This window comes from Methylocystis sp. Sn-Cys (assembly GCF_016745395.1).
In the GTDB taxonomy this organism is placed as follows: Bacteria; Pseudomonadota; Alphaproteobacteria; order Rhizobiales; family Beijerinckiaceae; genus Methylocystis; species Methylocystis iwaonis.
In genome coordinates, this window is the sequence record NZ_JAERVJ010000004.1 from 64,737 (window position 1) to 87,410 (window position 22,674).

The following is a 22,674-nucleotide window of genomic DNA, read 5'->3' on the forward strand; positions in this document are numbered from 1 at the left end:
CATCTGCTTTTCAATCAAAGGTGACGCGGAACGTGCCCCCAAAATAGCGTGGAGCGCTCTGTACTCCGATCATGGCCTGCGCGCTCGCCGATCCGGGAGACCAAGACGTAATATATCGCTTGTCGAATACGTTCTTGGCCCAAAACCAAAGGCTATACCGCTCGTCGTCCGTTCTCACACCCAGACCAGTGTTGACGATCGTATAAGCAGGTTGCCAGTATTGAATGATGGAATTCGTGTTGGTGAGCTGCGTCTTGTCCTGCCAAGCTGCGTTGACATAGCCGAAGGCTGACACAGGACGCTCCCAATTTGGGTCGAAGGCTTTGAAAATCTCGCCCACTGGATGCGAGTAATTCGCACCGAAATTGAACGCCCATTTGGGCAAATTCTCCCATCTTGTATTCGACCGAGACAAGGAGCCCGGCGCCTTGATGAATCCCGCGGGCGCTTGATTTGGCGTCGGCCAGTTCCAATCCGGCGGTGGCGCAGCGTTCTCGTAGTCGATATAGCGCGCCTCCGTATAAGCGCCGTTGAAAGTAAACCAAAGGCGCTCCCACGGAGTCCAGCGCCCCGTGAATTCAATGCCGCGCAACCTGACATGCGGCACATTCCCCATGTAAGCGAGGCTTAAAGGCTGGCCGGCGCTGTCCGTGAAGCTCGCATTGATCATTGTCGCCTGAAAGTTGTAGATGTCCGTCCAATACAAATTGACGTTTGCGATAAGCCTCTCTTCCAACCAGTTCGTCTTGATCCCGATTTCGTAATCCCAATTGTCTTCAGCCTTGGTGATGAGCGGCTGAAAGCCGTTAAATTTTGTGCCGGCCCAGAGCGGTATGGCGCCGACATTAGCGCTTCCAGCCTTTTCGCCACGACCGACCAAACCATATAAGAGAACATTTTCATTATATTTGTACGTCGGATTGAAAATTCCAGTGACCATGTTGCGCGTGGTGCTCCGCCCACCTGTGTCAAAAACGCTTGACCCTAGGGCGCCACGAACGGCACGCTCCACTTGCGTGAAAGTGAAGCCGGTGTTCCACTCCTCGATCCAACCGAAATCGGAGCCTTCCTTGGTCTCGCGGCTGTCACGTAATCCGAGGGCGAACGCCCACTGATCATCGAGATGATATGTTCCTTGACCGAAGACGGCGGCTTGAAACGTCCTAGCCTTGCCATCGGTGTGAAGGCTGACGCCGTTGAGGAGGCCCGGATCAGTGGTCGGCGTATTATACCAACGTGCGGCATCGGCTCCGAAATCATTATGTCTGTATGACCAGAATTTCTCGTAAAACAGGTAGGAGCCGATCAGCCACTCGAGTGGCTGATCCTTTGGCGAGGACAACCTGAATTCTTGTGAATATTGATCTACCAAAGTGTTGACGGGGCTATTATTTATTTCTAGAAGCTGGAAGCCGGTCATTGGGCCATGCGGATGAGTCAAGAACTCTCCCCAAGCCGAAATCGACGTAAAGGTGTTTTCGCCGAGCAGCCAATTCAGTTCGTTTGAGGCGCCCATGGTTCGCGTATGGTGTGTGCCGCCGCGCGTGTAAAAGGGATGGTACGGATCTGTTGCCAGGAGCGTCCGACCCAAGCGCTTGTATAGTGTTTGAGAATAGGGTGGAGCCAAGGTGCCGTTGGCGTAGAGCAGAAATGAATCCCCGAAGGGGCCGTTCAGAAAGCTGTTGAATTCGTCCGAGTGCAATTTGAAGAAAATCGCTCGATTTGTGATGTCATCGCCAACATAGAGTAGTTGCCCGCGCACCCCCCAACGGTTGTTGTTTAAAACTTTCGTGCCAGTGTTCTGATCGATGATCCAACCGTCGCCTTTATCGAAATAGCCAGTCACGCGATAGGCGAGCTTGTCATCGATAATCGGCCCCGTGACGTTCACCTTGTTAAGGAAATGCCTGTAGTTGGCGAAAGAGGTTTCAAATGTCGCTTTGCGTTTGAATGAAGGCAACTGAGTACGAATTAACACGTTGCCAACGGTTGTGTTTTTTCCGCCGGTTGTACCTTGGGGTCCCAGTGCAAGCTCGAAAGATTCGAGTTCGACATAATCGGCCCATTGGAAGCCCACATGCTTGTAAAATACATTGTCGACGACAAAGCCAGTTTCCGATTCCGTGCCAGCCGCAGTTCCGACGCCGACGCCAACGCCTCTAATCGCAGGAGTCGTCGTTTGAGGATTTGCAATATTGGGGCGGTAGTTCGGAACGAGCTGCGAAAAGTCCGAGAGGCGTTCGAGATGTTGTTCTATCGTCTGCGTTCTCGTCACGATGGCTGCCGATCTTAGCGTTTTAATAAGAACGCTCTCTTGCTGCCGAGTCAGTCCCGCCTCGTTAGTACCGCTCCCGCTTACGACGACGTCTTCGACGTTTTGCGACTGCCCGGCGTCCTGGCCCCATGCGACGCCAAAGTTGATCCATGAAACCACACCGACCGCCGCGCTTGCAGCCAACGCAACAGGCCCAAACCGAACGCTCGCCGACAACCTTTTTCGAAATGCAGATTTTCTAATCCCCATTCGAATTCTCCGATTCCGCAGCGGTCGGCCTAGCTTAAAATATCAGGCCAACCATGTTTGTGAGCGCCGGACGTGGCCGCGCCGACGCTCATAAGGCTACCTAATGGTCGAATTAAACAGCAGTCGCCTGGGCGCGTGGGCGCCTCGGCGTTTAGTGATGATGTCCGCCGCCGCCACCGCCCAGGCCTGACGGATCGGCGGATTCATCCGTTTCCAATTGCTTGACCCGCTTCAAAAACGCCGCGTGTTGTTCGGGCGTGTGGCCGGCATGGCAAGTCGCATCACAGCTTTCGCTCAATTTCGTCGTCCTTGTAGAATTACAGGCTTCGAGCGCGGGCGCGCAGCACAGCACGGCGATTAGAAACGACGCCTTCATCACGTTCTCTCTTTCTTCATGCTTGGTTGTTGGAACCGGCTTTGACGACGATAGCGTCGATCCTGCGCGTGTCGTTCAAAAGAGCTTTACGCGGAGTGCGCCGCCCCAGGTGGCGTCCCAGCGCGCAAGGCCGACGCGCGCCGGCGTTCCGGAGGTTCCTTGATCCCAGGAGTTAAAGGGTCTCTCGTTTCCGATATTCTTGGCCCAAAAGCTGAGACTGTAGCGATCGTCTTCTGTGCGTATGCCGACGCCGGCGTTCACATAAGCGAAACTTCCCTGCCAATACTGAGCAACGGACCAAGGGTTGGTTAGCTGTGTCTTGTCCTGCCAGCTTACGTTGACGTAGCCAAAAGCTTTGATCGGCTGCCCAGTCCAGGCGCCCAAACCTCCCAGGCTCGAGAAATCGCCGAGATTGGAAAACACGCGCCCGACCGGATGCTCGTAGTTTGCGCCAATATTGAAAGTCCACAGCGGAACGCCCTGCCAGCGCGTATTGGATAGCGACAATTGCCGAGGCGCGGGCACGGGCCCGCTGGGCCAACTCCAGTCCGGCGGCGGGCCGGCGTCCGGCCAGCTCACCCAACGCGCGTCCGAGAAGGCGCCATTGAAAGTGATCCACAATCTGTCGATTGGGCTCCATCGCCCGTCGAATTCAATGCCGCGGATGCGCGCATGAGCGGCGTTCCCGAGCGTCGTCAGACCGAGAGGCGCGCCATTGCTGTCGACCGAAACGCCGTCGATGACGTTCGTCTGGAAATTGAAAAAATCGTTCCAGTAGAGGTTCACATTGAACAAGAGATGGTTGTCGAACCAGTTCGACTTGAATCCGAGCTCATAATCCCATGAGTATTCCGGCTTGGTGATGACCGTCGGGAATGAGTCGAATTTGTAGACTCCCGACGCATTTTTCACATAGCGTGGATTCGCGCTGGTGTTCACAGCTCCGGCTTTTTCCGCGCGGCCAACCAATGCGTATATTTGGACGTTATCGTTGTACTTGTACTGTGGATTGAATATCGCAGTAAGAAAATTGTGAGGCTTTTCCTTGCCGCCCGTATCCGAGAGGCCGCGGCTCCCGGCGGCGATGACCGCCTGATCCTGCGCAAAAACCGAAACGGTCGGATAATAGCGGTTGAGCTGGCTAACCGAACCTTGGCGAATTTCGTAGCTCTCGCGCAAACCGAGCGTAGCCGACAACTTCTCATCGAGGTGATATGTCGCCTGACCGTAGGCGGCAGCCTGAAAGTCGCGCGCATGGGTGTAATCCCATACCGCTACGCCGGGAAGGGCTCCTGCACCGTAACGAGTGCCTAGCCATTTCGCAGCGTCGACCCCGAAAACGGTATGATGCATTTGGTTCGCTGCGTCGTCGTAAAAGAGATAGACGCCGGTCGTCCACTCGAGGTCGCGATCTTCTTTGGGTGAGCTGAAACGGAATTCCTGCGACGCCTGACCCACGTAGGTGTCCATGCCTCCCCGCCATAGCTGGAGCAATTGCGTGTCTTCGAAATAACGCTGCTCATTTCGCGTGAAGCCATAGGCCGAGATGGATGTAAAAAGATTTTCCCCAACGCCGATGTTGAGTTCGTTCGAGACGGTGACGGTTCTTACCGGATCGACGCCCTCGTTTGCGATGGACGGCTTGTATGGGTCCCAGGATAATATCGGCTTGCCGAGCTTGGTCGCCACATTCTGCGCAAAGGTCGCCGCTGGACGCGTGCCGTTGGCGTAGGTCAAGAAGGAGTCCGAGTATGGCCCGAGCGTGTAGCCGTTGTATTCGGTTGACTTGCTGAAATTGACGATGAGGCGGTCGGTGACCTCGTCGCCGACGTAGAGCAACTGCCCACGCACGCCCCAGCGGTCAGTGTTCTTGTAACCGGCGCCGGTCACTTGGTCGTGAATCCAGCCGCTGCCCTTATCCAGGAAAACGCTGACGCGATAGGCGAGCTTCTCATCGATGATCGGACCCGTGACGTACGCTTTCTCGATGACGCGGCTGTGATTGGCGAAATGGGTCTCGAAACTCGCCTGCCGCGCGAAGGACGGCAGTCGGTTGTTGATGATGAGACTGCCAACCGCGGTATTCTTCCCTCCCGCCGTTCCTTGCGGGCCATAGGCGACCTCGAAGGATCTCACATCGAATTGGTCCATCCACTGGAAGCCCCAGTATTTCCAGAACACGTTGTCGACCACGTAACCTGTGGGGGACTCCGTGCCGACGCCGGTGCCGGCCGCGCCGACGCCGACCCAGCGAATGGTCTGGCGGGAGGCCTGGCTCGCGCCGCTGTTGTTGGCGCGATAATTAGGGATCAACTGCTGCAATTCGTCGAGCCGATTGATGTTTTGATCTTCCATGGTCTTTTCGTCGACGACGACAATCGACCTCGGTTTTTCCTGGGCTTGTTGAACGGGGCGATCGATGCCGCCGTTTCCTTTGCCGCTCACGACGATGTTATCGACCTCTATCGGCCCTTGTGCGGACGCAGTGTCCTCAGCCTGGGCGGACGGCGCCGAGAAAAGCGCGGTGGCCGCCGCGAAAATCGAAACGCTGCTCATGAGCGCAGACCCAAATTGCCGGTTGGCGGCACGCATTCATTCCCTCCACCCTAAAAGCTGACTTAATTATACTAAATAGGTAGAAATAATAGAGTCAAGGCGGCGCATGTTTATTGTCTGCGGCGGCGATTTACGCGTTACTCCGACCTCGACGGGATAGTTGACATAGGGCGATCGCTTTCAAAGAGTGATTTGAAAATTAGCGTAAATACAGAATGATAGGCGCGTCATGAGCGGCGCGTGGCAGGGTTCGCTTGACGTCTGTATCGGCGGGATGCGTCGACGTCACGGCGCATTGGTTCGGAGGCGAGGAAAGGCTGTCATAGGGGTATTAATCACACTCAAAAGGTATGATATTTGCAATTCTGGCTGGAGAAGCTTGAGGGCAACGGCCCGGCGTTGGAGGAGGGCCGATCAAAGCGAAGGCCGTTGTCGCGGGCGGTGATCCGCGGCGACAAGGAGCAAGGGTTGGCTAAGATGGTCGGACGCCCGTTCGACACTCGCGCCGAGGGGATCTGCGAATTTCTCCGGCATTAAAAGCACGCCCCGGGCCAGGGCCGGGGCGCGAAGTCTGTAGGTGGGAGTAGAAACAAAATTACGGCCGTGCGCGACCTCCTTTCAAAATCGGCAGCTCAGGGCCGGGCGACGCCCCGCGGCGCCTACGCGAGGACGTCATTCACGACTTTCCCGTAGACCACCGTCGGACGTTCGGCGCGGCCAGCGCGTTTGTAGATCGTCTTCAGATGATCGAGCCCGAGAAGTTGCAGCACCGTGGCGTGCAGATCGTAGGTGTCGACAGGATTTTCGACTGTCTTCAGGCCAATCTCATCTGTCTGACCATAGGTGAAGCCGTGCTTCAGGCCCCCGCCGGCAAGCCATTGTGTATAGCCCCAAGGGTTATGGTCGCGTCCGTCGCCGCTTTGGCCGTATGAGGTGCGCCCGAATTCCGACGTCCACACCACGAGCGTTTCGTCGAGCAGCCCGCGTGCTGCGAGATCCGCCAGCAAACCCGCGATCGGCTTATCCACCGCGCGCGCATTCGCGCCATGGTTCTCTTCAAGCTTGCGATGCGCGTCCCAGTTCTTGTTGTCTTCGTTGATCGAGTCAACCGGGCCGGAGACCACCTGAACGAAGCGAACGCCGCGCTCGACGAGGCGGCGGGCGCGCAGCAGCACGGTGCCGTAGTCCTTGGTCGCCTCGTTGTCGAGGCCATAGAGGGACTTGGTCGCGGCCGTTTCCTTCGCAAGATCGACTGCTTCAGGGGCCGACGACTCCATGCGATAGGCGAGCTCATAGGAGCGTGTGCGCGCCTGAAGCTCGGTGTCGGCCGAGAAGTCCTCGGACTTGTGCCCATTGAGTTTGGCGAGCAGATCGAGATTATCGCGCTGCTGGGCGGCGGCGATCAGCTCCGGCCGGTCGAGATTGAGAATTGGCGACGCCCCGGGGCGAAAGGCGGTTCCCTGAAAAACGGCCGGGAGGAACCCTGAATTCCAATTGACGGAGCCGCCGCGCGGTTCACGCTTGCCGCCGTAGAGAACGACATAAGGCGGCAAGTCCGGATTGGCCGAGCCGAGCGCATAGGTGATCCATGCGCCGAGCGAGGGGCGACCGGGCGTTACGTCGCCCGTGTTGAGTTTCAGGATCGAAATGTCGTGAGTCGCGCCCACGGTCACGCTCGATTTGATAAAGGTGATCTTGTCCGCATGCTCTCCGAGATTCGGAAGAAGGTCGGAGAACCAGGCGCCGCTCTGGCCATACTGCTTCCATGTCCGGTTCGAGGCGAAGAGCTTGCCGGCGCCGCCCGAGGTAGTGACCTGAAGGCCTTTGCGGAACGACTCTGGAACCTCCTGACCCGCGAGACGTACGAGCTCTGGCTTGTAGTCGTAAAGATCGAGCGTGCTCGGCGCCCCGTCCATATGTAGCCAAATGACCGATTTCACTTTTGCGGCAAAATGCGGCTCCCTTTTCGCGAGCGGATCGATATAGCTCGGCGCCGCCTGCGCGAGCGGAACGGATAAAACTCCGCCGCCCGGCATGAGGCCATTCAGCGCCAGTCCGCTAACGCCATAGCCGGCGGAAAACAGCCAGTCGCGCCTCGATTTATTGCTCATGTCATGTTCCTTCTTTTTCAGTATGGCTATGTGTCAGAAGCGGTAGATGAACTCGTTCGAATTCGCGACCGTATGAACGAGATCGACGAAAGCCGACGTACGGATCGGGTCGGAAATTTTCACATCCTTGCCGGTCGGCTCGGCGATCGTGAATCTCCCCTCCGAGGCTTTGCTCGCGATCACTTTTTCGTGTTGGTCCAGAAAAACCTTCAGCACGCCCTTTTCGTAATCGTCCGGATGGCGGGCGAAGAGGATTTGATACAGACGGTCGATCCGCGCCGACTCGTCGTCTCCTCCCTCGCGGATCACACGACCCGCCAGCGCCTGGGACCACTGAAAAACGAGATCATTGTTGACGAGCGTCAGCGCCTGCAACGGGGTCGTTGTGACGTCGCGCTTGCTATGCGCTTGCTGCGTATTGTTGAGGTCGAAAGTTTCGAGCAGCGGATAGGGCACGCTGCGGCGCGCGAAGATATAGATACTGCGTCTATTGGTCTGACGGGGGTCGTTGGACGCCTCCCAAGCAGGGCCGACGTTCAAATTGGCAGGCAGCGGCGGAAACACAGCGGGCCCCCCGAGGGAGTCGTCGAGCTTGCCGGCTGCGACGAGAAGGGAATCCCTGATCTGCTCGGCGTCCAGACGCTTTCTCGGGAAGGAGGCCAGCAACTTGTTTTCGGGATCTGCGGCGGCAACCTCGTCACGCTGCGCCGAAGATTGGCGGTAGACGCTGGAGAGCAAGATCTGGCGATGCAGCTTCTTGATGCTCCAGCCTTCCTTCACGAAGTTGTCGGCGAGATAATCCAGCAACTCGGGATGGGTCGGCTTGTCGCCGGCTTTGCCGAAATCGCTCACAGTCCCGACGATCCCTTTGCCGAAATATTCATTCCAGACACGGTTGACCAGAACGCGCGCAGTCAACGGATTGCTCGGGCTCGCCAGCCAGTTGGCGAGTGCGGTGCGGCGGCCGGAGGATGTCGCGCTCGGCCTGATGTCGGGCTTCTCTTTGCTGATTGCCTCCGGGAAGGCGGGCTGAACTTCGTCCAGCGGGCGCTCATGGTTGCCGCCGAAGAAAACATAGGTCGCAGGCGCGTCCGGATGGCCAAGTTCAGTCGCCGCCGTGAAAGTGTCCGACCCGCGCGTCGGCTTCAGTTTTTCGTATTTCTTCAACTCTTCATTGAGTTTTGAATATTCCCGCCATTTCGCGACGATCTCGGGCGTGCGGTCTGGATTCTTCTCGTCGTTCGCGATATCGCGCATATAATTGGAGAGCGCCGTCTGGTCGGTCACGGTCTCGGCGCGATAATTCACCCACCTGTCGAGGGCGTTCCACTCGGATTTTGCCTTTACGATCGACGCGCGGGCGTCCGGGTTGAAGCGCTCTTTGTAGAACTGTGTGGCCTTGTCCCGGACCGACTCGATGATCGCCTTCTGGCGCTCGAGGATGTCTTTCGCGGCTGCCTCGTAGATCGCCTGCGCCTTGAGAAACTCTTCCTCTTGTGCGCCCTTGGCGGCAGGGAATTTCGCATTGAAGGACGTGTTGGCGAAGAAGGCCTGGAGCGAAAAATAATCCTTCTGCGTCAGCTTATCCGATTTGTGATCATGGCAGCGAGCGCATCCTATCGTCGTGCCGAGAACCGCAGTCCCGATGGTGTCGACGATGTCCGTCGTGATTTGGTATTTGCGATTGATAAGATCACGCGCGTTCGGATTGTCGGCGTAACTTGCAAGGAATCCCGTCGCGACGAGTGCGTCTTGATCGCCGGGTGCAAGTTCATCGCCGGCGATCTGTTCTTGGATAAAACGCGAGTATGGCTTGTCGTTATTAAATGACTGGACGACCCAATCACGATAGCGAAAGAAATTAGGACGTGTGATGTCGTTCTGAAACCCGCCGCTGTCCGCGTAGCGCGCGAGATCGAGCCAACGTCGCGCCTGACGCTCACCGTAATGCGGCGAGGCCAAGAGACGGTCGACTAGCTTTTCATAAGCGTCGGGCGACTCGTCGTTGACGAAAGCGGCGACTTCCTCGGGCTGGGGAATAAGGCCCCAAATGTCGAGCGTCGCTCGGCGAATGAAGGTCGCGCGGTCAGCATCCTGCGAGGGAGTCAGCTTTGCCGCTTCAATTTTTGATAAAATGAAAGCGTCGATTGGCGTGCGGACCCATTGCGCATTGGCGACCGCCGGCGCGCCGGCAATACGGATTGGCTGATAAGCCCAGTGCGGCGCGCGCGTGGGCGCGTTGGCGACGGGCGCGGCGTCGGGAAGGGGTTTCGAGTCGGCGCCTATCGCGAGTGCGGCGGTCGAGACGCTCAGCAGAAGAGCGAGTCCTACCTTTGTTGCCGGATGTTTCATCTCTTCGATTTCCTTGATGATATTGGAAAGAACGGGCGGGCCGAGGGCGTGCGTGTTTCGTTTCTCGGGAGAGCGATGGTGGGCAACGGCGCGATCAGCATCGTTTACTGCCAGACGGAGATACTTGAGCGCGTCCGCTTCTTTTGGTGCTTGCGACAGAAAGATCGTCTCTTCCCGACGAAACAGGAGCTGAGCGCTGTGGGACCTAAATCATACTAAAAAGGTACAGTTTACGAGTCAATTCCCCTTGCAGCGCAGACTCTGCTGCCTCAATGTGATATTTAAATGTTTGAATCTAAGAATTTAATTCACTTTTCCGCTGCTGTGCTGACGAGGTCACGTATGTAGAATCCTACTTTATAAATAGATAATAGCTCGGCATTCAAACAGGGGCCTCCTGCTCCATCTCGAATCTCCTACCTGACGTAAGCTCGCAGTCGACGCTGCACTCTCGGTACCTGAGCGCTGGTCACTGCGACGTCCGAAAACATGCTTTCGACCGCGTTCGGTATCCCAATGATGTTTTCGATGGGGGCATCGCTGGTTCAACATTTCCCTCTAAGGGAGGTCGGCGTCTATTCGGCCACTGATGAGTGATGAGGGGGTCACTTGAGCCCTTCGTGACCGAAGCGGGGCGCGCGCCGCGGTCGACGGCCCCAGAGGATCATCACCGCGTCCTCGACGGCGTTTTCTGGATCGCTGCAGCGGCGCCCTATACAGTGATCTATTGGCGGCTGGTCGTCGGCCTGCGGCAGTTCCGCCGCCGTCGCGGGGGCGAGACGCTCAGCATCTTGCTCAAGCGCTATCAGGAGGGTGCGGTTAGGTGACAACGCAGTCGGACGCCTTCGCCGCCCAGCGTCAAGCAATCGGACGGGGCGGCCTCAGGCGGCGTTGTCGCTTATGGCGGCGATCGGCGGCGGCTGGACCTCGAGTCTTTACGCCGCCCGCGTCGGAGCGACTGTGCGCTTCGTAGAATTAGCGACGCAAGAAGCGCGGAAGTCTGGCGCGTCCTTCTTGTTTCTTGCCGGCTTCGCTCCGCCTGATCAACATTCGGAATTGGCGCTGGCGGCGACGCCTGGACTCCTGTCCTAGGCGCTACAGCGGGTATCCCGTGAGGGCGGAAGCAAACTGAAGCCATAGGGGCGCCGCATCCAAGCTGAAGAAAAGCAGGAGGAGCGTCAAGAACTGAACGCCGAGGGCGACCAGAGCCGCGCGCGATACTCTGCCCGAACGAACATCTTTGAGACCGCTGGCGCCGGCATAGAGCAGGATGGAAATCAGCAACGAACCATAGGTCACTCCGGGCCCAGCAGGAATGACGAAACGCAACGCGCGCGCGGTCGCGGGCGCGATGAAGGAAAAGAAACTGGCCAGTTGAAAGTGACGATGCCAATCCGGACGGCGGATCGAGACGAGAGCCCCGACACCAAAAAACGTGACCTCTACGAGCACCCAAAAAGGATAAGCGAGACCGGTCAAAGGCGCGAGCCCCGATATTTTCGGGTCCGCGGAAGCGACCCGAGCCACTGCAGTGACGAGCGACAATGCGACGACCAGTCCGAAAAGGACTGCGCCGATGACGCCAACGGTCTTGTGTCTTTCCCGTGATCCGGCGCCTGCCGTGTAATATTGAAAAGCGAAAACGGCGATCCAGGCCGTCGTCGCCGCACCGTGAGCGATTACGAGTAGCGTCAGCGGCTTCCCAGCCTCGAAAACGGGTTTCAGATAGAACGTCGGCGCAAAGCCAACGACCAAGAGAAGAAGAGCAAGACCGACGAGCCAATCCCCAATGCGTCGACTGTTTTCGGGAATAACCGCAGCAGCGCTTGTCATGAGTGTTCTCCTAAATTGAAAGGGTATAGGCTCTTATCGGATCGAGCATGAGACAACATGCGATCCGTCGAAACGTAAAAGCGAGGTTCTTGGCGCAAGGGGAAAACGAAGTCGATATAACCCCGATGCTACAGCCGCGTGCGCGTTGCGCTCATATCAAATGCGCCGGCGGCTGCGGATTGTTCGCTGGGTTGGTGTCGTGCTTCGTTAATGCGAGAAGAAGGCCCGCCTCGACTAAGGGGCGCAAATCTCGTTCGAGCGCATTGGCCCGAGCCTCGTCATAGACTTCATCGCCGCCGACATAGACAGCGAAAGCCGTGGAGTGCTTAGCTTTCTTTTCGGGATTTTCGATCGTCGCCTTGGTCCATTGGTAAAGCGGATATTCATCGACGCCATGCTGTTCGGCTTGGGCGACATAATTCGCGAAGGCGTCGAACTGGCTGATCGCAGAGGCTTTGTGCCGCGCCAATACTTCGGCGATCGGCTTGAACCTTCCGTCATTAACGTCCCCGCGAGCGACTTCGGCCAACTCCGGCGATAGCTTGAAGCGCAACTGGTATTCCCATTTCTCAGGCATGGTGAACCCTCGGTATGGAGCAGATGGTGGCGAGAGAACGTGGCCTCCTCGCCTTCCAAGTCTCGGCTGATCGCACCCCTCACGATCGTGGGAGGCGGGTTGGACTCGGCGCCAAAACCGAGCCGCTGAATCTAAAGCCTATAATAATGGTAGGAAAAACCGGAAGGCGAGTCAATCGCGACGATTGCGGTGAGGCTCGCGAGTTATCGGCCGATTCAAACCGCGTCTGGCGCCGTTCAATCAATCATGGATTTGATAGCGCTTCGTTCGTTGGTGACGCATTAGCTTCGCCTCACGGCCCTTGTCGCGCCATGCGTTCTTTCGAGAACGCCGGGCCGGAACAAAACGCAAACTACCGGCTTTGGAAAGAACCGGCCCATCCGTTTAGCCAAGGGAGACGGTGATGGAAACAGCGTTGCGACAAGTTCTCAAACTGGCGGCCGCCTTGGGGCTGGCGCTTGCCGGCGTCTCATCGGTCGCGGCGCAGAGCCCGGGCCGCACGCAAATCGCGGAGGCGGTAGAGAAGGCGACCGGACAAGGGGTCGTCGAGGCGGTGAACGAGGAGGAGCGTCAGCTTCGGATTACGCATGAGGCGATCCCCGAGCTAAAATGGCCGCCAATGACCATGGCGTTCAAAGTCGCGCCCGGGGTGAGGCTCGAAGGGCTTGGGCCCGGCGCCAAGGTTACCTTTACTCTCTCCAAATCCTCACAGGGCTATGTGATCGACCAGATTCAACGTGTGCAATAAACCCCGCGGCGCCCAAGTTATAAGTGCGTCAATATTCATGGTTGAAGGCTGGTTCGCAAGCCCCCATTATTCCCGCGAGCAGCAACGCTCGGATTGAAGGGGGATGAAATGCGCAAGTTCATATTCTCTATCATAGCGTCCCTATTCGCCTTCACCGCTCCGGCGATGGCGCAGAGCGAGGAGCATCGAGAACATAGTGCGATGCAGCATATCGGCGGCCACTGGCGGCATGGGCACCGCGATTGGAGCCAGCAAACGGGCCGCCATGTTCACAACGTCTGTTGGGACTGGGACGCAGTTCAGGGCTGGGTCTGGAACTGCCGCTAACGCGCTTTCGCGAAAGTCCATCACTTTGCGGAATGCGCTCTAGTGGCGCTTTCGAGAGAGCCTGCCAGCCGAGCTGGCAAGCTCTCAATACTGGGAATTGAGGACGGCAAAACGCCGCCCGACTGAGCTCTAAATCTTAGCTGCGACGGGCGCCGGAGCCACGTCGAAACGCTGCGTCCAGCCGGCCGTTATTTCGAATGTGGAAAGATAGATATTGATCGTCCGCATCGGATTGGGCCCCAGCGGCGTTCGTTCAATTCCCGAAGCCGTCCCCTGGGGCGACACCACCGCTGCAAGATCGATGGATGACGACGGCGTCACGTAATAGCTGAGGCCGCCGCTGATGTGATGCTTGGTGACAGCCGGCGCGAGAATATTCAGCGTGACGTCTCGTGAGTTGATCGGGCTGTTGTTGTAGCTGTAGCCGACGCGAAGCGCGAGTTTTTCAAAGCCGCGATACTCCGCTCCGACTTTGACGACGTCGATGTCGCTCCAACCGAAGCCGGGCCCGTTCATCACGCCCATCGGCGCTTGTAACGTCGACCAATTTCCCACCGACGGAACCTGCGAATAGAAAATATGCTTCCAGTCGGCGAGCAAGGTAAGCGTCGGCAGGGCGTCATAGGCGACGCCAGCCGTCACATTCGCCGGAATGTCGAAGTCGCCCTCGTTTGCAAATAAACCCTTGTAGTTTTCGAAAGGCGACATCCAGATCGGCGAGGAACCTGCGACGCCGATGCGCAGCCTGTCGGTCAGCCGATATTGCAGGCCGGCGCGGACGCCCGCGCCGACAGACCAATTATAACTATGGTCGCTGAGCTCATTTGGAGCCGAGGAGAACGGCCCAAACACCGCCAGCCCTCGCGCCTTGAAGATTTGTACAGCGAGCACCGGCGCAAAACCAATTGAGAGATTGCCGAAACGCTGCGCGTAGCCGGCGGTGAGGAACGCCTGGTTCAAATCGACCCCGGCGTTGCGGCCGCAATAGACGCCCGTCTGCCGGCACATCGGACTTCCATAGAAGAGGCTTGCGTAATTCGCGGAGTAGGTGGTGTTCATGCCGCCATTGCCATAGACGGCGACGCCCCACGCGGATTTTTCGTCGATGGGCCTGCTGTAGCCGCCGTTCGGGATCGGGAAGAGGCCGCGTCCGCTCTGCACATGCCCAGGCGCGACGAAGCCTGGCCCTGAGGTCCGGTAACCGCGATCGGGCGAAAAAGCGGTGAGGCCGAGGGTATATTGATGCCCGACATCCACGAGCCCCGCCGGATTGATGGATAGGGCGAGCGGATCGCGGGAGTCGGCTGCGCCTGCGCCGCCGACGCCCTTTTCGCGCGTCCCATAACCTTCGAGGAAATAGCCTTCCGTCGCGCCGACCTCGTGTGGCGTCATGGTTGCCGCCATGAGGGCAAATAGCAGAGGCCAGCCGAACCGTTTCATCTCAACAGCCTTTCATTCGTGATTTGGTCTATAAATATTATAGACTAAAAGCGCGATGTATGTAACATTTGGGCAACACCCGCACACTGACGCTCACGGTCGGTCCTTCAGAGGTTAGACAGACGGATGCAAATTGACTGGGCGCATTTTTCACCGGCAATCGGGTTTGCGGGCGGCGCGATGATTGGTCTTTCCGCGGGGCTGACGATTCTTTTGATCGGGCGGGTCGCAGGGATCAGCGGCGTGCTCGGGGGGCTTGTTCAGCCCAGGCGTGGAGACTGGGACTGGCGCGTCGCTTTCCTGCTCGGCCTCGTTGCGGCGCCGCTCATTATCGGCCTCGCCAAGGCGCCGACGCCCCCAGACTTTGATGCGGGTTACGGAACAATCGCAGCCGCCGGGCTTCTCGTAGGTTTTGGATCGCGTCTCGGCGCCGGCTGCACGAGCGGCCATGGCGTCTGCGGATTGTCCAGACTGTCTCTGCGCTCGCTGGCTGCGACAATAATGTTCATGGCTTCCGCCATGGCCACGGTGTTCCTCATCCGCCATGTTTTCAACTGAAAGGGAAACGATGCGCCTTGCGATCACCTTTGCGCTTGGTCTGATCTTCGGTTGCGGCCTCTATTTGGCCGGCATGACAGACCCTGGAAAAGTGCTCGGCTTCCTGGACCTTGCTGGTCTTTGGGATCCATCCCTGGCTTTCGTCATGGGCGGAGCGATCTTGATCGCGCTGCCGGCTTTCCGGCTGGCGGCAAAACGCCGGCAGTCCTATCTGGGATGCGCAATCAGCCGGCCATCCTCTCGAAAAATCGATCCCGCGCTCCTCGCCGGGGCGGGTGTTTTCGGGGTCGGATGGGGGCTTGCGGGCGTTTGCCCGGGGCCGGCCGTGTTCAATCTGGGCTTACTCGACCCAAAGGCGATCGTGTTCTTCGCCGCCATGGTCGCTGGCTTCGGGGTGGAGCGCTTTCTGCTGTTTTTGTCGCCGCCTGCTCGCCCTGCCGCCATCGTACAAGACAGCTGAGCGGGATTGGTTAAAGACTTCGAACGATCGCTTCACGCGCTTCCCGGGAAAGGCGGCATTTCCAATAGGCGCTGAGGTTCGATCTGCGTCTGGCGCAGGCGCAGCGAATTGGCGACGACGCTGACCGACGACAGCGCCATGGCGGCGGCGGCGATTGTCGGCGAGAGCAGCAAGCCAAATGCAGGATAAAGCGCGCCGGCTGCCAGCGGCACGCCGGCCGCGTTGTAAATGAAGGCGAAGAAGAGGTTCTGGCGGATATTCCGCATGGTGGCGCGCGACAGCCGGCGGCCGCGCACGATCCCGCCCAGGTCGCCTTTGAGCAGGGTCACCCCGGCGCTCTCGATGGCCACGTCGGTCCCGGTTCCCATGGCGATGCCGACATCCGCCGCAGCAAGGGCGGGCGCATCGTTCACCCCATCGCCCGCCATGGCGACGACGCGACCGGCCTGACGCAGGCGGGCGACCACCTTGCTTTTATCCTCGGGGAGAATTTCCGCCTCGACGTCCTTGATTCCAAGCCGCTTGGCCACAGCCCGCGCCGACGTCCAATTGTCGCCGGTGAGCATCACGACCGAGACGCCCTGGCGATAGAGCGCCTTCACCGCCTCGGGCGTCGTTTCCTTGATGGGGTCGGAAATGGCGAGGATGCCTGACGTCTGGCCGTCGATCGCCACAAAAATCGCCGTGGCCCCGTCCTCGCGCAGACGCTCGGCGTCACGATCGAGCGCGCTCGTATCCACGCCGAGCTCGGCGAGGAAGCGCCGGTTGCCGATGATGACGAATTGCGCCCCGATGCGGCCGGTGACGCCTTTACCGACCGGCGAGTCGAAATCCGTGGCCTCGCTCAGCGGCAGGCCGCGCGAGAGGGCGGCTTCCACGATGGCCTGCGCCAGCGGATGCTCACTCGCCCGCTCGAGGCTCGCCGCGACGATCAAGAGCGCGTTCTCGCTCACGCCGGCGGCGGGACGAATGGCTGTGACCTTGGGCTTGCCTTCGGTCAGCGTGCCGGTCTTGTCGACGACAAGCGTATCGATCTTCTCGAAACGCTCCAAAGCCTCGGCGCTTTTGATGAGCACGCCATATTGCGCGCCGCGTCCGACGCCCACCATCACCGACATCGGCGTTGCGAGGCCAAGCGCGCAGGGGCAGGCGATGATCAACACCGAGACGGCGGCGACGAGGCCATAGCTCATTCGCGGTTCGGGCCCCCAAACCGCCCAGGCGGCGAAAGCGAGAATTGCGATGAGGATCACAAGCGGCACGAACCAGCCGGAAATCTGATCCGCGAGCCGCTGAATGGGGGCGCGGCTCCGCTGGGCGGCGGCGACCATGTCGACGATGCGCGACAGCATCGTATCGGCGCCGACCCGCTCGGCCCGCATGATGAAGCTCCCCGTCCGGTTGAGCGTCCCGCCGATAACCTTGTCGCCGACGCTCTTCGTCACCGGCATGGACTCGCCAGTGACCATGGATTCATCGACCGAGCTGCGGCCTTCGAGCAGCGCGCCGTCGACCGGCGCCTTCTCGCCGGGGCGCACGCGCAACCTGTCGCCGACGTGAATCTGGTCGAGCGCGATTTCTTCGTCGGACCCATCCTCCTTGATCCGCTTCGCCGTAACGGGCGCGAGGTTGAGCAGCGCGCGGATGGCGCCCCCGGTCTGCTCGCGGGCGCGCAATTCGAGGACTTGGCCGAGCAACACCAGAACTGTGATGACGGCCGCCGCCTCGAAATAGATCGGCGCCGAACCGTCCGGATTCCGAAAGGCGGGCGGGAATAGCGACGGCGCAAAAGTGGCGACGACGCTGTAAACCCAGGCGACGCCCGTGCCCATGGCGATCAGGGTGAACATGTTGAGACTGCGCGTGACGAGCGATCTGGCACCGCGCAGGAAGAACGGCCATCCAGCCCAGAGGACGACGGGCGTGGCGAGGACGAATTGGGCCCAGGTCGAAATTTGTGGCGCGAAGTAGTGATGGAGATTTGAGAAATGGCCGCCCATTTCGAGGGCGACCACCGGGACGGTGAGGACGAGTCCAATCCAGAACCGCCGCGTCATATCGGTAAGCTCGGCGCTCGGGACGTCATCGGCCGTCGTAACAAGAGGCTCGAGCGTCATCCCGCAGATCGGGCAATTGCCGGGACCAGCCTGGCGAATTTGCGGGTGCATCGGGCAGGTGTAGATGACGCCCGCGTCGGCCGCGGCGGGCGGCTCTAGACGCTCGCGGCTGGGCCCCTCGACGCCCGGCGGATGTTGGCGCCCCTGATGTCCGTGATGATTTCCATGCCCGGAATGATCGACAGGATGTTGGGGAGTCATCGCCATGCCTTCCTGACAAAGGGGCTCGTCGCTCAATTAGACGTCATCATTTGGCCGCCTCTTGTGGTGGCTTCCATGGTTGTGATGCATGAAGAGATGCATGAGCGGGCAGGCCAGCACCACGAGGAACGGTAAGGCGTCGAGGACATGCCGCCAATGCCAATAAAGAAGAAAGGCCGCAGCCAGGGCGTAGATGGCGAGCAGGGGCGCTTTTGTCATCGTTGGTCTCCACGATCGGTCGTCGCGATGAAAGAGGGCCTATTGTCGCGCTAAATCGGCTCGATTATCAAATAGCTGAGGTTGCGGAGCAAATCGGGCTGTTGCCGCTCGCCTTGCAACCTAGAGCCACGAAAGCGCTGGTTTTGCCCAGAGCCCGTCATTGCGAGCGAAGCGAAGCAATCCAGGGCGGCGGTGCGGCTCTGGATTGCTTCGTCGCTTCGCTCCTCGCAATGACGGCGGTGATTTCCTATGTGTTCAAACGGCGCGAGGTCGGGGATAGCGCCGAACAAATCGAGCGGATTTCGTATGACATGCTGCGCGCTCAATACTCTTAACGGACCCCATGCGCGGTTCCATACGATCGGCGCCGGCGCAAATTTATCACTTCGATCTGTTCTCGCTGGTAGCGGGGCGCAGAGGCGCATATCCCTTGGTAAAAAAACTGAGCGGATTTCAATGAAAGCGCGCCGCGCGCCGCAAAGCGTTTCAGGGGCTCTATGTTTGCGACCTTTGCTGAAAGGCCTTCAAAAAGGTCGAAACGCCTGCCTCCATCACTTTCTGCGCTTCCGCTTCGTTGGGGAGGTCGAGGCCCAGGGCGACGCGCATCGGCAGATCGCACAATACGAGATTGAGAAATTGGTTTGCCGCGACATGGGCGTCGTCGAAGGCCAGCGCGCCCGTCGCCTTGGCTTCTTCGAGAAAAGCGGCGACGAAATCCACAGCCCTCTCTCGCCCAGTGTTGAAATAGAGACGGCACAGTTCGGGAAAACGCGCGCGTTCGCTGGACACAGCCTGGAAAAAGGCCGTCTCGTCCTTGATGAGAAAATGGATCACAAATTTCATGCCCATGGTGCGTAGCGCCCCCTCGATGCCGTCTTCGAAGGACGGCGCTGTGAAGAGGATGCGTTTCGCTTCGCATTCGTGCCCGATCAGATAGCTGAATAGAGCCTCTTTACTGGGGAAATAGGCGTAGAGCGTCGCCTTCGACACATTTGCGGCGCGCGCGATCGCCTCCATGCTGGTTTCCGAGAAGCCCTGCTGGAGAAACGCATTACGCGCCGCATTCACGATCTGCGCCTCTTTAGGGCTCGAGCAATGCTCGGGCGCATGCATTGGATCTGGCGTCGATGCGTTCATGCCGAAAGATCCGAGCCTAAATGTCGCTTGTTCGCCATCGGCGACGTTCCCCTCCGTCTCGCGGCGACCTTCGCCCTTCCCGGGGCGCGCGCCGGCCTTTTCTTTATCCTGTTCAACAGGATGAGTGCGATCAAATTTCATTTTCTCACTCCTGCTTACGGGAATTTTTCCTAAACTGCACCGTTCAGTTTAGCATTGACTTGGCCGCCGGTCAGCAGCATATTCTCACAAACTAAACGGTTCAGTTTAATCTTGAGTAGGTTCAATGGCGCACGCAACTATTTATTTTTCAGCGGCCTCTCGGCTGCGTGCCCGTGGTGGCCGACGAGAGCTGGACCGCGACGAGTCGCCGCCGGGGAGGGCTCCGGCGATCAGGCGCGCCGTTCCTTTCGTCGCCTGCGCTGTGGCGGCCACTTTCGGCGGATGCGCGGTCGGGCCTGATTTCGTTGAGCCAGCCGCGCCCGAGGGCGCCGGATACGCCCGAAAACTATCGAAAAGCGTTGCAGATTCGCAGACGCCAGGGGGCGCCGGGCAACGGTTCGAACTGGGCCGCGACGTGCCGGGAGAATGGTGGAAGCTTTTCCGCTCCAAGCAGATCTCGGCGCTCGTCGAGGAGGCGGTCCAGAATCACCCCAATATCGCGTCGGCCGAGGCCGCGCTGCGTCAGGCGCGCGAGACGCTGGAGGCCGATGCGGCGTCCTTTTTGCCCTCCGCGACAGGGACCAGCGGCGTTACCCGCCAGCAGCTTTCTCCGGCGCAATATGGTTCGTCGGGCTCGAGCTCTTCCTTCTCGACGCTCTATACGCTGTTCAACTCCAATGTCGCCGTCTCCTTCACGCCAGACGTTTTCGGCAAGACAATCCGCACGGTCGAGGGCGACGCGGCCGCGGCCGAATATCAGCGTTACCAACTGGAGGCCACCTATCTCGCTTTGACGGCCAATGTGATCTCGGCCGCCATCTCCGACGCGTCCTATGCCAAGCAGATCAAGGTCACCGAGGGGCTCGTCTCCGACTATCGCGCCCAGCTCGATATTCTCCAGAAGCGGTTCGATCTCGGCGCCGTCAGTCTCGCCGACGTCACTTCCGAGCGCACATTGTTGGCGCAGGCAGAGGCGACATTGCCGCCCTTGCAGAAGGCGCGGGCGCAAACGCGCAATCAGTTGATGGCCTATCTCGGTCGCTTCCCCAATGAGGACAAAGGCGAGGCGATCGACCTCGAAAATTTGCATTTGCCCAAGGATTTGCCGCTCAGCGTCCCCTCGAAGCTGGTGCGGCAGCGCCCGGACATTCTCGCCGCCGAGAGTCAGCTTCATCAGGCCAGCGCCAATGTCGGCGTCGCGACCGCGAATATGTTGCCCCAGCTCACGCTCTCCGCTTCCGGCGGCAGTCAGGCGCTGACGGCGGCGCAGCTCTTCACGCCGCAAACCATGGCCTATAGTCTCGGCGCTTCCGTTTCCGGCCAGCTCTTCGACGGCGGGGGATTGTTCCATAAGCGCGAGGCGAGGGTCGCCGCTTTCGAGCAGGCGACGGCGCAGTATCAGGGGACGGTTCTCACCGCCTTCCAGAATGTCGCCGACGCGCTGCAGGCGATCAAGCATGACGCGGCGACGCTGCGGGCGCAGGTTGCGGCCGAGAAGGCGGCCGCCGAAAGCTTCCAGATTGCGCAGGTCCAATATCGCGCCGGTTCGACGACCTATCCGACCGTCATCAATTCCGAGCAGAGCCTGCTCAACGCCCGCCTCAACCGCGTGAAGGCCCAGGCGGCGCGTTTCTCCGACACGGTGGCGCTGCTGCAAGCCTTGGGCGGCGGCTGGTGGAATCGAAACGACGAAACGCCCGCCGCTCGCGCCAAGCCCACCGATCCCATTTCCATGTCGCCGATAGCCGCCGCGTTGCGCGCGCAGGCGGAGGAGTCAACCAATGCTCACTAGCGCTCGGACAATTGCAAAAGACCGTTTCGGATCGTCGCTCAAGCCCATGCTCATCATGCTGGCGAGCGTCGGCCTCGTCTTCGCCGGCCTATACGGTTTCAACGCTTTTCGGTCGATCATGATCGGGCGGTTTCTCGCCTCGATGGCCAATCCGCCGCAAACCGTTTCGGTCACGACCGCGAAGCTGGAGGAGTGGCGGCCGACGCTCGCGGCGATCGGCACGTTCAGGGCCGTCAGCGGCGCCGACCTGGCGCTCGAAGCCTCCGGCGTCGTCGAGAAAATATTGTTCAAGTCGGGCGAGGACGTCGCCGCCGGCCAGATTCTTCTGGAGCTGCGCAAAGACACCGACAATGCGCGGCTCGAATCGCTCAAAGCGACGGCGGAGCTCAACGAGATCAATCTGCGCCGCGACCAGGCGCAATTGAAGCTCAAGGCCGTCAGCCAGGCGACGGTCGACTCCGACCTTGCCAATTTGAGGAGCGCCAAAGCCGAGGTGGCGCAGCAGGAAGCCGTGATCGCGCAGAAGACTTTGCGCGCGCCCTTCGCGGGACGGCTCGGCATTCGCTCGGTCGACATCGGGCAATATCTGAGCGCAGGCGCGACGGTCGTCACCCTGCAAGCGATCGACGCGCTTTATCTGGACTTCGTGCTGCCGCAGCAGAATCTGAACGGCCTCGACGTCGGGCAGGGCGTGACAGCCTCGGTCGACGCCTATTCTGGCCAGACATTTGCCGGAAAAATCACGGCCATCAACTCGAAGGTCGATCAGGGTAGCCGAAACGTCCAGATACGCGCCACCTTTCCCAATCCCGATCGCAAGCTGAGGCCGGGCATGTTCGCCTCTGTTTCGATCGCCGTCGGCAAGCCCGAGCAGCTTGTCACCGTCCCGCAGACGGCGATCGTTCATGCCCCCTATGGCGCCTCGGTCTTTCTTGCGCAGAAGAACGCTTCGGCAGGGGAGGCGGCGAATGGCGAGAGCGGCGGCCTCGTCGCGCGGCAGAGCTTCGTGCAGCTTGGCGCGACGCGCGGCGACGAGATTGCGGTGGTCGAGGGTCTCAAAGCCGGCGAGGTCGTCGTCACCGCCGGTCAAATGAAGCTGCGCAACGACGTGCCGCTCAAGATCAGCAATACGCCCCAGCCGCCCGTCAATCCCGATCCGAAGCCCATCGACCGCTAGAGCGCATGTCGCAAAAGTGGACAGACTT

Annotated in this window: 18 protein-coding genes; 7 read left to right on the forward strand and 11 right to left on the reverse strand. The window is 59.5% G+C overall.

The annotated features are described in order from the left end of the window. Nucleotides 1-10: 10 nt before the first annotated feature. The 5 genes from JJT62_RS09740 to JJT62_RS09760 form a co-directional block, all read right to left on the reverse strand. Nucleotides 11-2,524, reverse strand: a complete 2,514-nt coding sequence (locus JJT62_RS09740) for a TonB-dependent receptor (protein ID WP_202072531.1) — start codon at nucleotides 2,522-2,524, stop codon at nucleotides 11-13. 151 nt (nucleotides 2,525-2,675) lie between these two features. Further along, on the reverse strand, nucleotides 2,676-2,900 hold the full coding sequence (locus JJT62_RS09745; protein WP_210340621.1) for a hypothetical protein: 225 nt from the start codon (nucleotides 2,898-2,900) through the stop codon (nucleotides 2,676-2,678). Nucleotides 2,901-2,975: 75 nt separating this feature from the next. Next, nucleotides 2,976-5,492: a TonB-dependent receptor gene (locus JJT62_RS09750; protein WP_246744813.1), complete on the reverse strand. Its 2,517-nt coding sequence runs from the start codon at nucleotides 5,490-5,492 to the stop codon at nucleotides 2,976-2,978. A gap of 623 nt (nucleotides 5,493-6,115) precedes the next feature. After that, nucleotides 6,116-7,567: a DUF1501 domain-containing protein gene (locus JJT62_RS09755; RefSeq protein WP_202072533.1), complete on the reverse strand. Its 1,452-nt coding sequence runs from the start codon at nucleotides 7,565-7,567 to the stop codon at nucleotides 6,116-6,118. 33 nt (nucleotides 7,568-7,600) lie between these two features. Further along, complete coding sequence (locus JJT62_RS09760; protein WP_202072534.1) at nucleotides 7,601-9,919, reverse strand: DUF1549 and DUF1553 domain-containing protein; 2,319 nt, start codon at nucleotides 9,917-9,919, stop codon at nucleotides 7,601-7,603. Between the two features lie 596 nt (nucleotides 9,920-10,515). Here JJT62_RS09760 and JJT62_RS09765 point away from each other — a divergent pair. Beyond that, nucleotides 10,516-10,746 (forward strand): hypothetical protein, encoded by a 231-nt coding sequence (locus JJT62_RS09765; RefSeq protein WP_202072535.1) that lies wholly within the window; start codon nucleotides 10,516-10,518, stop codon nucleotides 10,744-10,746. A 268-nt stretch (nucleotides 10,747-11,014) separates the two neighbouring features. Here the strand turns inward: JJT62_RS09765 and JJT62_RS09770 are convergent, their stop codons facing one another. Then, nucleotides 11,015-11,752 carry a hypothetical protein gene (locus tag JJT62_RS09770; protein WP_202072536.1) on the reverse strand — a complete coding sequence of 246 codons (738 nt, stop codon included), beginning with the start codon at nucleotides 11,750-11,752 and terminating at the stop codon, nucleotides 11,015-11,017. Between the two features lie 151 nt (nucleotides 11,753-11,903). Then, nucleotides 11,904-12,329, reverse strand: a complete 426-nt coding sequence (locus tag JJT62_RS09775) for a hypothetical protein (protein ID WP_202072537.1) — start codon at nucleotides 12,327-12,329, stop codon at nucleotides 11,904-11,906. Between the two features lie 403 nt (nucleotides 12,330-12,732). On the opposite strand from JJT62_RS09775, the gene JJT62_RS09780 reads away from it, so the two are divergent. Further along, nucleotides 12,733-13,077 (forward strand): copper-binding protein, encoded by a 345-nt coding sequence (locus tag JJT62_RS09780; RefSeq protein WP_202072538.1) that lies wholly within the window; start codon nucleotides 12,733-12,735, stop codon nucleotides 13,075-13,077. Nucleotides 13,078-13,533: 456 nt separating this feature from the next. On the opposite strand, the gene JJT62_RS09785 is transcribed toward JJT62_RS09780, so the two are convergent. Next, complete coding sequence (locus JJT62_RS09785; RefSeq protein WP_202072539.1) at nucleotides 13,534-14,796, reverse strand: OmpP1/FadL family transporter; 1,263 nt, start codon at nucleotides 14,794-14,796, stop codon at nucleotides 13,534-13,536. 228 nt (nucleotides 14,797-15,024) lie between these two features. Here JJT62_RS09785 and JJT62_RS09790 point away from each other — a divergent pair, with 228 nt between their 5' ends. Further along, entirely contained in the window at nucleotides 15,025-15,402 is a 378-nt protein-coding gene (locus tag JJT62_RS09790; protein WP_246744814.1) for a YeeE/YedE family protein, read from the forward strand. 10 nt (nucleotides 15,403-15,412) lie between these two features. Further along, a complete protein-coding gene (locus JJT62_RS09795) occupies nucleotides 15,413-15,862 on the forward strand; it encodes a DUF6691 family protein (protein WP_202072541.1) in 450 nt (149 codons plus the stop codon). Between the two features lie 32 nt (nucleotides 15,863-15,894). Here the strand turns inward: JJT62_RS09795 and JJT62_RS09800 are convergent, their stop codons facing one another. Both JJT62_RS09800 and JJT62_RS09805 read right to left on the reverse strand, forming a co-directional pair. Then, a complete protein-coding gene (locus JJT62_RS09800) occupies nucleotides 15,895-18,180 on the reverse strand; it encodes a copper-translocating P-type ATPase (protein ID WP_202072542.1) in 2,286 nt (761 codons plus the stop codon). A 36-nt stretch (nucleotides 18,181-18,216) separates the two neighbouring features. Further along, on the reverse strand, nucleotides 18,217-18,399 hold the full coding sequence (locus JJT62_RS09805; protein WP_202072543.1) for a DUF2933 domain-containing protein: 183 nt from the start codon (nucleotides 18,397-18,399) through the stop codon (nucleotides 18,217-18,219). On the opposite strand from JJT62_RS09805, the gene JJT62_RS09810 reads away from it, so the two are divergent. Then, nucleotides 18,393-18,734, forward strand: a complete 342-nt coding sequence (locus JJT62_RS09810) for a hypothetical protein (RefSeq protein WP_202072544.1) — start codon at nucleotides 18,393-18,395, stop codon at nucleotides 18,732-18,734. The genes JJT62_RS09805 and JJT62_RS09810 overlap by 7 nt on opposite strands. A gap of 160 nt (nucleotides 18,735-18,894) precedes the next feature. Here JJT62_RS09810 and JJT62_RS09815 read toward each other — a convergent pair whose 3' ends face one another. Further along, a complete protein-coding gene (locus JJT62_RS09815; RefSeq protein WP_202072545.1) occupies nucleotides 18,895-19,536 on the reverse strand; it encodes a TetR/AcrR family transcriptional regulator in 642 nt (213 codons plus the stop codon). 265 nt (nucleotides 19,537-19,801) lie between these two features. Here JJT62_RS09815 and JJT62_RS09820 point away from each other — a divergent pair, with 265 nt between their 5' ends. Together JJT62_RS09820 and JJT62_RS09825 are read left to right on the forward strand one after the other, a co-directional pair. Next, nucleotides 19,802-21,469: an efflux transporter outer membrane subunit gene (locus JJT62_RS09820; protein ID WP_202072546.1), complete on the forward strand. Its 1,668-nt coding sequence runs from the start codon at nucleotides 19,802-19,804 to the stop codon at nucleotides 21,467-21,469. After that, nucleotides 21,459-22,646, forward strand: a complete 1,188-nt coding sequence (locus JJT62_RS09825; RefSeq protein WP_202072547.1) for an efflux RND transporter periplasmic adaptor subunit — start codon at nucleotides 21,459-21,461, stop codon at nucleotides 22,644-22,646. The genes JJT62_RS09820 and JJT62_RS09825 overlap by 11 nt, the downstream gene beginning before the upstream one ends. Nucleotides 22,647-22,674: the final 28 nt, after the last annotated feature.